The organism is Gorillibacterium sp. sgz306347, assembly GCF_059735245.1.
The window spans coordinates 11,306-24,320 of sequence record NZ_JCAPET010000059.1 but is presented as its reverse complement, the minus strand read 5'-3'; the positions used below and the strand labels follow the sequence as shown (position 1 = coordinate 24,320).

Genomic DNA, 13,015 nt, shown 5'->3' with positions numbered 1-13,015 from the left:
GGGCACCACAGACTATGACGTTGCGTTTTTTTCAGGGTAGAAAAAAACAAGGCGGTTTTCGTGTGCATAAGCCCGGTGGCAACCGTTAGAGCGGGAGGTATCCTCCTTTTCCCGGTTGTCTGCCCAAACCTTTCCGGCGGGCGATCAGGCAAAAGAAAAAGCCGTCAAACCCCGATACGTTTTCGGTGTTTGGCAGCCCATGCCGCGAAATTATCCAAGCGGACCTGCTTATTCCACACTTTTGAGCGCCTCTACCATATCAATGCGGTTCAGCGTCCGATTGGTGATCCAATTGACGGCGACGGCAAAGCAGAAGGTGATTGCCGCGGTTATCAGATAGCTGACCGGCTCTACATGCACGGCAAAGTAGATCGACGGCATATTAAGTGCCGCGGTCAGGAAACCGCTGATGAACCGGCCGACGGGCAGTCCGATCAGGATGCCGGCCGAGGTGAGCAGCAGCGTTTCTTTATTGACATATTGATGAACCTCTTTATCATAAAACCCCAGCACCTTAATCGTGGCCAGCTCCCGGCTGCGCTCCGAAATATTCGTGTTGGAGAGCGTAAAGAGCACAACAAAAGCCAGACCGCCGGCCATGGCAATGATCAGAAGCAGGACGGCGTTCATCAGATCAAACCCGTACAGCTCCAGCAGACCGTCGGTGCTTACCGCGGAAAGCACCGCATCCTGTTCCAGCAGCATCTCCGCATAGGCGGCCTGGCCGGAGGCGGCTGAAAGATGAGCCAGTACGCCGTTGGGGGCAAAACCGCCGAACAAGGACCCGTAGTGCTTTTTCGTCAGATAGATGTTGTTGCCCAAGTAATTTTTGACCACATCCGATACCATCACTTCATGCTGCTTGAGGGCCATATCCTCCAAAGCAAGGGTGTCGCCCGGCTTCACCCCCAGAATTTGCGCCGCATTCTCCGTGAGCAGCACTCCGCTCTCCTCCGGCTTAACCAGCTCTCCGTCCAGATTTTCCAGCCGGATGTAATCCCCGATTGCGCCGTCCTCGGGTACCGCCATCAGCTGCACCTTTTCGGCTTTCCCGCCGGGATTGATGAGCTTCACGCTGTCCGCCCGCACCTCGAGGGAGTCTTTCACTTTGCCGTCCGCCGCAAGCTGTTGGACAAGGCGGTCGTACTGTCCTTCCTGGGCAACGGCCATAAGATCATACCGGTAGACCTCCTGATACTGTCTGGGGCCCAACTGGTCAATGGAATCCTTGATGGCGAAGCCGCAAAGAATCAGCGCCGTGCAGCCCATTATCCCGCCCGCCGTCATGAACAAGCGTTTTTTATACCGGAACAGATTGCGCACCGTAACCTTGTTCAGGAACTTCAGCCGGTTCCAGACGGCCGGAAGCCGCTCCAAAAAGACACGGGACCCGGCGCGGGGCGCTTTTGGGCGCATGAGTGCCGCGGGCATCTGCCGGAGCTCGCTGCGGCAGGCCAGCACCGTCGCCCCCACAATGGCTACCAGAAACAAGAGAACACCGCCCACCCCGTAGAGGACATCAAAGCGCAGTTCATAGCGGGGAAGCGTGTACAGTTCCTCCAGCACCACCGAAATGAACTGCGGCATGAAAACAAAACCGGCCAGGTCGCCCAACAGCCCTCCGATAAAAGAAGCCGCGAAGGCAAACAGGATGTACTTGCGGCTGATAGCGGCATTGCTGAAGCCCAGCGCCTTGTAGGTTCCGATAAGCCCCCGTTCCTCCTCCACCATCCGGGTCATGGAGGTCAGGCTCATGAGCACCGCCACCAGAAGGAAGATAACCGGGAATACCTTGCCCACCGCTTCAATGGAGGACAGGTCATTGATCATGCTGGAATAGCTGTCCAGCGAACTGCGGTCCTGAATATACCACTGCGCCGCAGCGCCGGAGCCTGTCTGCTCGCGCTGGCGTTCAATCTCTCCGATTACGGCCTGCACGGCCTGCTCATATTCTCCCGAAAAGGTGTCCAGCGCTTTTGTGCCTCCTAGGGTTATGTAGACGGCTGTAAAAACGGGACTGTTGAAGTCCGTAGCGGCCGCAAAAAAGGTATAGTCCGTGGCGACGGTGGCCCGGAATACACTGGCCATGCCGGTGCTTTGAATATTCATGGGGTCCAAAACCACGCCGGTGATGGTATACGTATCGCTGCCAATCGTCAAGGCATCGCCTACGGACGCTCCGCTTTCATCCAGATAGTTTTGCGTGACGGCGATTTCCTTTGCCCGGGCTGGCAGCGCCCCGTCCAGGAGATACGGAGCGTTTATCCCTTCGGAGCCGAGCATCTTCAGCTCGGCGCTTTTCGCCGCTCCCGCCACCTCCGTTTGAACGGGTTGGCTGAACGCCCCTTCGGCTGTTTCCACTCCGTTTACCTCTTTGAGTGCGGTCACGTCTTCTTCCGCAAGCCCCCGGGGGGACAGAATCCGAATATCAAACAAATTTTGCCGGTCATAAAACTTGTCCGCCGAATAATACATATCCATGCACGAAGCATACAAGCCTGTCAGCATGGCGACGCCCAGCGCGGTGATGGTCAGAATGGACAAAAACCGTTTCCAGCCTTTTCGAATGGAACGCCAGCTATCCTTGAGATAAGCCCTGTTCATCGCGTCACCACTCAATCTGCGCGATCGGAACCGGCTGCTCATTCTGTACGGTCTTGACCACCTGGCCGTTCTTGAAATGAATCACCTTGTCCGCCATCGGCGCCAGCGAGGAGTTATGGGTGATGATGAGCACCGTAATCTTTTCTTGTCGGCACATGTCCTGCAGCAGCTGCAAAATCTGCTTGCCGGTGTTGTAATCCAACGCGCCTGTCGGTTCGTCGCACAAAAGCAGCTTCGGCTTCTTGGCAATGGCGCGGGCGATGGACACCCGCTGCTGCTCTCCGCCGGAAAGCTGGGCGGGGAAGTTGTTTTTGCGCTCCGAGAGCCCCACTTTATCCAAGGTTTCCGAGGCGTCCAGCGAATCCGGGCGGATCTGGGCGGCCAGCTCTACATTTTCCAAAGCCGTCAAATTGGGCACCAGGTTGTAGAACTGGAACACGAAGCCGATGTCGGTGCGGCGGTAGCCCACCAACTGCTTCTTGGTGTAGCGCGAAATCACTTCGCCGTCCACAATGACATCGCCCGACGTGGCGGTATCCATGCCGCCCAATATATTGAGGGCGGTGGTCTTGCCGGCCCCGGAGGCGCCCAAAATCACGGCCAGCTCTCCCTTTTCAACCGCAAAGCTTGCGTCTTCCAAGGCCTGGATGACCACTCCCTCCGAAGCGTACTGCTTGACCACATGGTTGAACTCAATATAGGCCATCCGTTTCTCTCCCTTGACTTTGACTTGCCGATACTTAATCGTATGAACACGGTGTTTCTTTGTCAAACGCATTGTAAGCAATTTTACTTTTCCTGACGCCGGGGCGTTCAACCCAAGCAGGTTTCTCCCTTCTTCACCGATAATGACAAATCATCTACGACGTTGGTGTTGCCCAAAGTTGAACATAATAGTCTGCAATCCGTTTCATTTCAACCTCGTGCAGCAGCTGTCCATTTGCGATAACAAGGATTTTCCGTTTAAGCTCCGCTGCTTGCATGCCCCGGCTGGTCAATCGTTTAAGATCAACCGGTCCTATTCCAGTTCCAGCGAGTTTAAACTGTGGGCTAATCACCTCATTCAAAATGAAAAATTGACCCTATAAGTTCATACTGGTATATTTTTCCTGTGGTTCCGGTAGGGATCGGCCGAAGTTTCCCCTTGCGTGCCAGCTCGCGACAGTATTTGATGACCGTTTGTTTATGAAGGTCAAGTTCGATTGCCGCTTCGGCCGGGCGGACTTTTCGGTTATGACATGCCGCATAGCGTATCAGCATTCGTTCTATTTTGGCAAACGATTGTAGCGAAGGCTTTCCGGATGTGAAATAAGGGGCCAACATATTACGCAGAATCGATTGAATGAACGCAGGGTTTTCTTTCATTTCATCTAGCGAAATGGATATCACGTGACATTGTTGAGACTGCAGGAATAGCCCACGATTCAGATCCATCCGGTATTTGGTGCGGTCCTTGCCGTGTGAGCCATAGTCCATAATCTCGAATGCAAAGCGCAGTGCTCCCATGATCCACATGAAATCCACAAAATACGACCGTCCACGCCAATCCAGCACCTCGTATTCCGGATGCAAGCTTTGAAAATGCCCCACCAGCGGCCACCAGATTTTCTCTGCAAAGGTTTGGTTACCGTAGCCGTGCCCTCGCTTTAATGCATCTTTTCGTTCTCCATTACGATGACTCAAATGCCAGTTGATCCACTTTTCATGTTCGATTTCGAAACTCATTGTTATCGCCTCATTTTAGGAATAAAAAAACGCCCCGCTAATTCCTGCCCAGGCAAGCAGAATTAGTCGAGGCGTGCTTCGCCACAAGTAACTTTGTACGATTCGTCATACGAAATCGATGCTTAATCCAATGATTCAATACAGTTTGTACGATTTGTCGTACAAATATCCCGGTCCAGCCATTCAAACACCTGATTTCATACGACAAGTCGTACAAAGCAAGCAAATGGCAGAGATTAAGGGCAAGACTTGTACGACAAATCGTACACATCGTCAGCACTTCTACACAACTATGCAAAAAAACAGCCTGCATCGGCTGTATCAATAGTGTATGTATGGTGGAGCCAAGGGGGATCGAACCCCTGACCTCATCGCTGCCAGCGATGCGCTCTCCCAGCTGAGCTATGGCCCCGTGTTTTCTTGCGAACCGTTATTACCCGGTCACAAGAAATGATTATACAGGACAACTTTGAAATGCGCAACCCTTTTTTTAAAAAGTTTTTTGCGTGCCGGTTATACCTTGTCCGCCTGGCCGGATAGCTGATTTTTGCTGAGCAGCTGGGACAGTTCTTTCATGAACATGTCGATGTCCTTGAACTGCCGGTACACCGAAGCGAACCGGACGTACGACACCTCGTCCACCGAATAAAGCTCCTGCATCAAGGCCTCGCCGATGTCACGGCTCTCCACCTCTGAAAGCGCGGTTTCTCGGATGCGTTTTTCCACATTGGAGACGATCGTCTCCATCTGCTCCACCGAAACGGGGCGCTTCTCGCAGGCGCGGATGAGCCCCCGCATGATCTTTTCGCGGCTGAACTCCTCCCGGCTGCCATCCTTTTTGATGACCATGAGCGGCGTTTCCTCCACCATTTCAAAGGTCGTGAACCGGCGCAGGCAGCTTTCGCATTCCCTGCGGCGGCGGATCGATTTGTTTTCGTTGGCCGCGCGGGAATCGAGCACTTTGGTCCCGACGTGGTCGCAGTACGGGCATTTCATTCTTTTCTTCCTCCTCGCTTTTCTTGCCAAGGGTTACCTGAATGAAGTCCTTCGTAAGGCACATAATACAGTTACCAACCGATAAGGAGGTGACAGACATGGGAGCAGGACAATCCAGAAGCAGCAACGTGCTGGTTGTACCCCAAGCTAACCAAGCTTTGGATCAACTGAAGTACGAAGTGGCGCAAGAACTGGGCATTCAAATTCCGCAAGACGGCTACTATGGTTATATGGCATCCCGCGATACGGGTGCGATCGGGGGCCACATTACCCGCCGCCTGGTGCAAATCGCCGAGCAACAACTCGCAGGACAATCTAAATAATGATATCCGATTCCGTAAAGCAAAGGAAGTGTCGGAGAAGCCCTAGCGGCTTCTCCGGCGCTTCTTTCCTGTAAAACGGAAAGCAAACGGAAGGAACGTCACTTTCCGTAAACCTTGCTGTATTTCGTATAGTAGTAATCCACCGATTTTACATACTTTCGCGTCTCGACGATCGGGATCCGGTCCGCATCAGCCAGCGTGCCGTTCCACACGTCATCCTCCAGCCAGCGGGCCACTTTGCCGTGTCCGGCGTTATACGCAGCCGCAACGGTCGAGGGGTTGTCTCCAAAGCGCTCAAACAAATACTGCAAATAATGCGTTCCCAGGCGGATGCTGGCTTCCGGCTCGGTCAAATCCCGGTTTCGGATATCCGCAAGCGTCGTATCGCGTTCCATGAGCCAGTTCGCCGTGTCCGGCATGATCTGCATGATGCCGAGGGCTCCTTTGCTCGATTCCGATTGAGCGCGGTAATTGCTTTCCACCCGGATGACCGCCGCCACGAAAAGCGGGTCCAGTCCGTTTTCGGCAGCCGATGCTTCGATGGTGCCCCGGTAGTGAATGGGATACATCAATTTGCCGATCCATGTAGTATTCGCAAAAACGAGAAGCAAAAGCGCGACAAGCAGCAAAGCCGACACCCGTTTTTTTCGCAGCACTCTCATGGCAGACCCTTATCCCGCCAAAATTCCGCCACCTGCCGGTTTGTTTCCTTCCGGCTTCCGTCATTCCGAATGACGACATCCGCAAGCTTCCGCTTCTCCTCGATCGGCAGCTGTGCCCGGATGCGCTGAAGCGCCTGGGCTTCGCCGAGCCCGTCCCGCTTCATCAGCCTGTCCAGCTGCACTTCCTCCGGCACGTACACGACCATGACTTCCCGGACCAAATCCTGCATGCCGGATTCAAAAAGCAGCGGGACGTCCGCTACGATCAGCTTGTCCGGCGCATGCGCTTCCCATTCCCGAATTCGGGTTTCCAGCATGCCACGGATGATCGGATGCAGGATCGCGTCCAGGTCTTTGCGGGCCGCAGCGTCGGCAAACACAGCCGCTCCCAGCTTTTTGCGGTCCAGCGTTCCGTCGGCGGACAGCATGTCCCGTCCGAACCGGCGGGCGATCCGGCCGAGCCCTTCCGTTCCGGGCTCGACCGCTTCCCTGGCAAGCACATCGGCATCCACGAGCGCGGCGCCCCGTTCGACCAGCATGGCCGCAACGGTGCTTTTGCCGCAAGCGATTCCTCCGGTGAGGCCTATATTCATAACCAAACACTCCTAAAAAAACTTGAGAATCCCCATCAGGATCAGCAGGCAGCCGGGCAATACCGACAGCTTGCGAACCCAGCCCAAATCCGACAATTGAAACCCGACCTTTAACCCCAGCGATAAAAAAACGGCGCTGGACAAGGCGATCAGCCCGGCGGTTGCAGCCGGGGAATATCCGATTAACGCGGCGCCGAAGCCGGCGCCGAACGCATCAAGCGACAAGGCGAGGCCAAGCAGTCCCGCTTCGGAAGCGGAAATTACGCCCGACCGGTCGGCGTCCGCCAAGGCAGGCCGGCGGAGAATCTGAATCACGATGCCGATCCGTTTCAGCTCAATGGAGAAAACCGGCGGCACGGATGAGAGCTCGGCCTGTTGTCCGGCCGATTCAAATGAACCTTCGGGAGGCTCCGCCGAAAACCCGCTCACGCCTCCCGAATCCGAAGCGGCGCCCTCGTCCCGCTGAATCAGCATCTGGAACACCGTCCATCCGCCGATCCCGACCAGGATAGCTGCACCGACGTTTTTAGCCGCCGACGGGGCCAGAAAAGCGGACAGCCAGACGCCGACCTTCATGGAAAGCAATATCACAAGACCGGAGCAGCAGGCGATGATCAGAACCGAAAACAGGGGAATGCGGATTTTCCGCAAGCCGTACATGGCGCCGACGCCGAAACCGTCCAAGCTGACGGCAAGCGCAAGAAAAAACAGGGACATGATCGGAACCAACGCGATATCCCTCCCGCGGACCATGAAAGCAGGCCCGTTGATAGGGCTGGACGGCCGGCGAACGGCCGGTCTTTGACTCCGGGAGCAACGCCCCCCGAGCACAGCCTACCTTAAGGATATGTCTTGGCTCCGACCCGTGTGCTTTTCCGGTCTCCCGTTCTTCCGGTCAGCCCAGAGGCTCGACTTTTTTGACGCGGGTCGCCCGCTTGACGGGAAGCTTCTGGCAGCCGGGGCAAAAATGCGTCCCCCGTCCGCCCAGCCTTGCCTTCACAATCGGCTTGCCGCACCGGCTGCAGGGCTCTCCCTTCCGTCCGTACGCGAGAAGCTGCTGCTGAAACATGCCCATCTCGCCTTGTCCATTGACATAAGACTTGATGGATGAGCCTCCGGCATCGACCGCTTCCTGCAAAACGCCGACAATCGCCTCGTGCAGCCGGACGGTTTCCGGCCGGGTCAGCGAGCCGGCCGGCCGCTCGGGATGAAGCCCCGCCCGAAACAGCGCTTCGTCCACATAAATGTTGCCAAGGCCGGCGATGGTTTCCTGATTCAATAGATGAGGTTTGAGCTTGGTCGCCCGGCCGCGGAGCTTGTCCGCGAGCAGGGCGGCCGTAAATTCCGGGTCAAGCGGTTCAAGTCCAAGTTTATGCAGCGGCGGCCCGTTCCATTCTTCTCCGGTGCGGAAGATGTGCATGGTGCCAAATTGGCGCACGTCTTTGTACCGGAGCTCGGTTCCGTCGGTAAAATGAAAGATGACATGGGTATGCTTTTCGACCGGCTCGTCCGGCCGGTAAACTCCGTACCGCCCTTCCATCCGAAGATGGGACACCAGGGTAAGCCCGTCCAGCAAAAAGCGGATAAACTTGCCACGGCGCGCGACGGAATGAACGGTTTGACCGGCAAGCGCTTCACAAAACCGCTCCGGCTCTTCCGGCAGGCGGATGATGCGGGGAAGCAGAACCGTGACCGATGCGATGGTTTTTCCGGCGACCAGACGGTTCAGGGTCCGGACGACCGTTTCCACCTCGGGCAATTCCGGCATGGATGAATTCACCTCTTGTTGAAATGCTTGATAAGCAAGCGAATAAAAAACCGCTTCTTTAAGCATACCGCAAGAGAGCCTTCCGGGCTACCCGTTTTGATTGGCAATCGGCCGTTTTACTTGGCGTCGTACCAGTCGGCTCCGCTTTCCACTTCCACCTTTAGCGGAACGGACAACTGGAGGGCGTTCTCCATAATTTCGGGTACGAGGCGTTCCATGATTTCTTTTTCCTCCGGGGGCACTTCAAACACCAATTCGTCATGCACCTGGAGCAGCATCCGGCTTTGCAGCTTCTCTTCCTTCAGCCGGGCCGCCATTTTGACCATGGCCAGCTTGATGATATCCGCCGCGGTGCCCTGGATCGGCGTGTTCATCGCAGTCCGCTCGGCAAAGGAACGGAGGTTGTAATTGGAGCCGTTGATTTCCGGCAGGTAACGGCGGCGGTTCAGAAGCGTCGTGACATACCCGTCGCGCCGCGCCGACTTGACGATGTCGTCCATGTACTTGCGGACGCCCTGGAAAACGGCAAAATACTGCTCGATGAATTTCGCCGCCTCCGCGCGGGAAATGTCCAGGTTTTGCGAAAGGCCGTAGTCGCTGATGCCGTAAACAATCCCGAAGTTGACCGCCTTGGCGGAACGCCTCATGTTGCGGTCCACCTCCGCTTCCTTTACGCCGAAAACGTCCATCGCCGTTTTGGTATGGATGTCCATGTCGTGATGGAACGCTTCCTGCAGCCGTTCGTCGCCGGAAATGTGGGCGAGCACCCGCAGCTCGATCTGGGAATAATCGGCGGCCAGAATCAGCCAGCCTTCCTCCGAGGGAACAAAAGCCTTGCGGATTTTGCGACCTTCCTCCAGACGGATCGGAATGTTTTGCAGGTTCGGGAATTGGCTGCTCAGCCGTCCGGTGGCCGTGATCGTCTGACGGTAATACGTATGAATTTTACCTGTGGAGGACCGGACCTCTTTGAGCAATCCTTCTATATAAGTGGACTGAAGCTTGGCGAGCGTCCGGTAATCCAGGATATGCGCAACAATCTCGTGCTTGGCTCGCAGACGCTCCAGCACCTCGACATCCGTGGACGGGCCGGTTTTGGTTTTTTTGACGACGGGCAGGCCCAGCCGGTTAAACAGCACATCCCCCAGCTGCTTGGGCGAATTCAGATTGAATTCCCCGCCCGCATGGCGGTAGATGTCCGCCGCAATGGCCGCGATCCGTTCGTTCAGCTCGGTTCCGAAGTCGCGGAGCTGGTCCGGGTTGATTTTGACGCCCTGCAGCTCCATCTCGGCCAGAAGCGCCGCCAGCGGAAGCTCCAGGTCAAAGAACAGCCCGGTCATTTCCTTTTCGTCCAGCTCCCGTTTCTGGATGTCCTGAAGCTCTCTGACCGCAGCGGCTTTCCGGCACAAATGAGCAGCGAGCGTTTCGGTATCGGGAACCTTGAATTTCGCGCCTTTGCCGAAGACGTCGGCGTCGTCGGGAATGTCACGCAATCCGTATTTAAAAGCCAGCGCATGAAGCGTCTGGGTGGACTCGGTCGGGTCCAGCAGGTAAGTCGCAAGCATGACATCGAACGCGCAGCCCTTCAGCGTGATCCCCAGCCAGGACAAAACGATTTTCGCCCGATGCAGGTCGAAGATTGCCTTTGGCTTCCGGGGGTCAGCCAGCCAATCGCGAATGGCCGCAGCCGAATCAGACAATAGCAAGTCTTTGGCCAAAAAGTAGCCGGCCTCAACGGTTTGAAAAGCCATGCCGAGGAAGTCCGCCGTATGGGGGTTCTCGCCGGCTGATTCGACGTGCACGGTATCGACCGTATCCAGTCGGGCGGCGAAGTCGGCCAGTCCGGCCTCATCCAGGATAACGACGGGCTGATCCGGGCGGGTTTCGCTTCGGGTATCCGCCCCGGAGCCTTCTTCCGCTCCGGCCTCCGCTCCTTTCGCGGAGGCCCCGTCGGCCGGTGCGGCCCCTGCGCCGAAATCGAGCTTTTCGAGAAGAGACTTGAACTCCAGCTTGCGAAACATGGCCGCCAGGGCTTGCCCGTCAAAGCCTTTGTAGGTTTTGTCGTCCCAGGATATATCCATCGGCACTTCGCGGAAAATGGTCGCCAGCTCTTTGCTCATGCGGGCTTCCTCGGCATGGGCGCGGATCTTCTCGCCCAGCTTTCCTTTGATGCCGTCGGCCGATTCCAAAACCTTTTCGACGCTTCCGTATTCATGAAGCAGCTTTAAAGCGGTTTTTTCACCGACCCCGGGGATGCCCGGAATGTTATCCGAGGAATCGCCCATGAGCCCTTTGAGGTCGCGGATTTGGTCGGGCTCCAGCCCGTATGTATCCTGAAGATGCGCCGGATCGAACCGCTCGGTCTCGCTGACCCCCTTGCGTGTCAGGGCGATGGTGACGCGGTCCGACGCCAGCTGCAGCATGTCCTTGTCGCCGGTGACGATGACCACCTGCAGGTCGTCCGCTTCCCCGGCGCGGCTCATCGTGCCTATGATGTCGTCCGCCTCATAGCCCTCCAGCTCAAACTGGGCGATGCCAAACGCTTTGACCAGCTCCTTGATCAGCGGGTACTGTTCGGAAAGCTCCGGCGGCGTTTTCGCCCGGCCTCCCTTGTACTCCTTGTACTCCGTGTGGCGGAACGTGACTTTCCCGGCATCGAACGCGACGAGAAAATGCGTCGGCTTCTCTTCTTCGATCAAGCGCAGCAGCATGGTCGTAAAGCCGTAAACCGCGTTGGTGTGCAAACCGGCGGAATTGCTCAAAAGCGGCAGCGCGTAAAACGCACGGCTGGCAATGCTGTTTCCGTCGATCAGAATCAATTTGCTCATGGTCCACCTCATTTATGGCATTGGCGTTGATCCGCCTGTTGCTTCCAGCGTAGGCGGTTGTCACAGGACAACCTTTCTCCATCATAGCATATCGCATCCGCCGGATAAAACCTTGCGGCGCGGCATATTCCTTTGGGAAAAGGCCACAGGCGCAGAAGGGATGGGGGCTGCCGGATGAAGCCGTTATTTGCCTCGGGCGAAAAAAAAGCCATACTGTTTGATCTGAACGGAACGTTGATCGATCCGGCCGCCACGTTCGAGCATGCTTTTCTCGAAGTGGTGGAGGAATTTGCGGCGCGCTGGGACCGCGATGCCGCCGAAACGGCGCGGCTCGCGCTCGCCGCCTACCGCCGCGAGGAGACGCGGCTCGCGCAAACCGGCGCGCGGGCAAGCCGCGGCCGCGCCGGTTCACGCGCCGGCGCTGCAGGCCGCCCGCAGGCCGGCCGCACGCAGCGGGCCGCCTGCCTGCGGGCCGCACTCGCGGGCCTGCCCGCCGGCGGCGCGGGCGCGGCCGAAGCGCTCGGCGCCCGCATCCGCGAGCGCGCCGACGCGCGGCCGCAGCTCTACGCCGACGCACGGCCGTCGCTCGCGGAGCTCGCCGGACGCGGCCGCATCGCGGCCGTGAGCAACGGCTCGCGCAGGCGGCTCCTCCGGCGCATCGAGCGCGCGGGGCTCGGCGATCTGCTTCCGCCTGGCCGCCTGTTCAGCCCGGACCGGGCCGGCGGGCGCGCCAAACCGCATCCCGCGCTATTCCGGCTGGCGCTGCAAGCGCTGAAAGCACGGCCGGAAGATGCCCTGATGGTCGGCGACTCCTGGCGCTGCGACGTGAAGGGCGCTCTTGCGGCCGGGATAGACGCAGCCTGGCTGAAGCAGGGAGACGCCGCCGGTGAACCGGTTCTCCGGCAGTCCAGCAGCAGCCGGATTCTAATCGTGCGGAGCCTGGCGCAATTGACCGATATCCTTCGTTGAGTGCCAAGCTTCACCTGTGAAGCTCTCTTGCCGCGGTCAGTCCATTTACAATGACCGGCGAAATTCCTGCTAAGCGGCTTCTTGCAGTTGTGCTTGGCTGGTAGTTCTCCTCCAGTGGGGCTTCCGGGTAATCCGAACGGGATTTCGAGCCAAGAATAATCAGGCAAAATCCTGCTCTTTCGAGATACATCTTTGGGGAGTGCCGGCTGTCGTGGGTTGGCTGCAAATTGCGCCTCTTATTCTTTCAGCTTCTTCTTAACTCCTCCTGCTGCCTACCGACAATCATGCAAAAATGCATCATTGGCTGCTGAAAAAAACGCCTGCGGCAGGGAATGCTGCGATTATGCAGCATTTGGGCTCCCTATAGCGAGTTTTAGGCCATAAAGCCAAAGGAATGTTGCACTATCGCTGTAATAGGCCTTTCCCTTTTTTCTATCTGGGAATAATCCTGCACATTTGCAGGAATCTTCGATCGAGAAAGTGCGACGCGCCAGTGTTTCGGTGTTCCCGGTGTTCCCGGTGTTCCCGGTGTTCCCGGTGTTCCCGG

At 57.0% G+C, this 13,015-nt stretch carries 11 protein-coding genes and 1 tRNA gene; 2 read left to right on the top strand and 10 right to left on the bottom strand.

What is annotated here, in order from left to right; translation table 11 throughout:
- Nucleotides 1-228: 228 nt before the first annotated feature.
- The 5 genes from AC6I6H_RS20540 to nrdR form a co-directional block, all read right to left on the bottom strand.
- A complete protein-coding gene (locus tag AC6I6H_RS20540) occupies nt 229-2,604 on the bottom strand; it encodes an ABC transporter permease (protein ID WP_497956197.1) in 2,376 nt (791 codons plus the stop codon).
- Between the two features lie 4 nt (nt 2,605-2,608).
- A complete protein-coding gene (locus tag AC6I6H_RS20535) occupies nt 2,609-3,310 on the bottom strand; it encodes an ABC transporter ATP-binding protein (protein WP_497956195.1) in 702 nt (233 codons plus the stop codon).
- 353 nt (nt 3,311-3,663) lie between these two features.
- Entirely contained in the window at nt 3,664-4,329 is a 666-nt protein-coding gene (locus AC6I6H_RS20530; RefSeq protein ID WP_497956193.1) for a hypothetical protein, read from the bottom strand.
- 336 nt (nt 4,330-4,665) lie between these two features.
- Nucleotides 4,666-4,741: transfer RNA gene (locus AC6I6H_RS20525), tRNA-Ala, on the bottom strand.
- A 101-nt stretch (nt 4,742-4,842) separates the two neighbouring features.
- Nucleotides 4,843-5,325, bottom strand: coding sequence for a transcriptional regulator NrdR (gene nrdR / locus AC6I6H_RS20520; protein ID WP_497956189.1), 483 nt, complete (start codon nt 5,323-5,325; stop codon nt 4,843-4,845).
- A 98-nt stretch (nt 5,326-5,423) separates the two neighbouring features.
- Here nrdR and AC6I6H_RS20515 point away from each other — a divergent pair, with 98 nt between their 5' ends.
- Nucleotides 5,424-5,648: an alpha/beta-type small acid-soluble spore protein gene (locus tag AC6I6H_RS20515; protein WP_497956188.1), complete on the top strand. Its 225-nt coding sequence runs from the start codon at nt 5,424-5,426 to the stop codon at nt 5,646-5,648.
- 98 nt (nt 5,649-5,746) lie between these two features.
- Here AC6I6H_RS20515 and AC6I6H_RS20510 read toward each other — a convergent pair whose 3' ends face one another.
- From AC6I6H_RS20510 to polA, 5 genes are all read right to left on the bottom strand, one after another.
- Nucleotides 5,747-6,310, bottom strand: a complete 564-nt coding sequence (locus AC6I6H_RS20510; protein WP_497956186.1) for a lytic transglycosylase domain-containing protein — start codon at nt 6,308-6,310, stop codon at nt 5,747-5,749.
- A complete protein-coding gene (coaE, locus tag AC6I6H_RS20505; protein ID WP_497956185.1) occupies nt 6,307-6,903 on the bottom strand; it encodes a dephospho-CoA kinase in 597 nt (198 codons plus the stop codon). The genes AC6I6H_RS20510 and coaE overlap by 4 nt, the downstream gene beginning before the upstream one ends.
- Nucleotides 6,904-6,915: 12 nt before the next feature.
- Nucleotides 6,916-7,632, bottom strand: coding sequence for an MntP/YtaF family protein (locus tag AC6I6H_RS20500; RefSeq protein WP_497956182.1), 717 nt, complete (start codon nt 7,630-7,632; stop codon nt 6,916-6,918).
- 166 nt (nt 7,633-7,798) lie between these two features.
- Nucleotides 7,799-8,671, bottom strand: a complete 873-nt coding sequence (gene mutM / locus AC6I6H_RS20495) for a DNA-formamidopyrimidine glycosylase (RefSeq protein ID WP_497956180.1) — start codon at nt 8,669-8,671, stop codon at nt 7,799-7,801.
- Between the two features lie 116 nt (nt 8,672-8,787).
- Nucleotides 8,788-11,499, bottom strand: a complete 2,712-nt coding sequence (polA, locus tag AC6I6H_RS20490; protein WP_497956179.1) for a DNA polymerase I — start codon at nt 11,497-11,499, stop codon at nt 8,788-8,790.
- Nucleotides 11,500-11,673: 174 nt separating this feature from the next.
- Here polA and AC6I6H_RS20485 point away from each other — a divergent pair, with 174 nt between their 5' ends.
- Nucleotides 11,674-12,468: an HAD family hydrolase gene (locus AC6I6H_RS20485; RefSeq protein ID WP_497956178.1), complete on the top strand. Its 795-nt coding sequence runs from the start codon at nt 11,674-11,676 to the stop codon at nt 12,466-12,468.
- Nucleotides 12,469-13,015 lie beyond the last annotated feature (547 nt).

Excerpts from the sequence above, each read along its gene's own strand:
- AC6I6H_RS20485 (WP_497956178.1), top strand. The coding sequence starts at position 11,674 with ATGAAGCCGTTATTTGCCTCGGGCGAAAAAAAAGCCATACTGTTTGAT.
- nrdR (WP_497956189.1), bottom strand. The coding sequence starts at position 5,325 with ATGAAATGCCCGTACTGCGACCACGTCGGGACCAAAGTGCTCGATTCC.
- mutM (WP_497956180.1), bottom strand. The coding sequence starts at position 8,671 with ATGCCGGAATTGCCCGAGGTGGAAACGGTCGTCCGGACCCTGAACCGT.
- AC6I6H_RS20510 (WP_497956186.1), bottom strand. The coding sequence starts at position 6,310 with ATGAGAGTGCTGCGAAAAAAACGGGTGTCGGCTTTGCTGCTTGTCGCG.
- AC6I6H_RS20540 (WP_497956197.1), bottom strand. The coding sequence starts at position 2,604 with ATGAACAGGGCTTATCTCAAGGATAGCTGGCGTTCCATTCGAAAAGGC.
- AC6I6H_RS20535 (WP_497956195.1), bottom strand. The coding sequence starts at position 3,310 with ATGGCCTATATTGAGTTCAACCATGTGGTCAAGCAGTACGCTTCGGAG.
- AC6I6H_RS20515 (WP_497956188.1), top strand. The coding sequence starts at position 5,424 with ATGGGAGCAGGACAATCCAGAAGCAGCAACGTGCTGGTTGTACCCCAA.
- polA (WP_497956179.1), bottom strand. The coding sequence starts at position 11,499 with ATGAGCAAATTGATTCTGATCGACGGAAACAGCATTGCCAGCCGTGCG.
- AC6I6H_RS20530 (WP_497956193.1), bottom strand. The coding sequence starts at position 4,329 with ATGAGTTTCGAAATCGAACATGAAAAGTGGATCAACTGGCATTTGAGT.
- coaE (WP_497956185.1), bottom strand. The coding sequence starts at position 6,903 with ATGAATATAGGCCTCACCGGAGGAATCGCTTGCGGCAAAAGCACCGTT.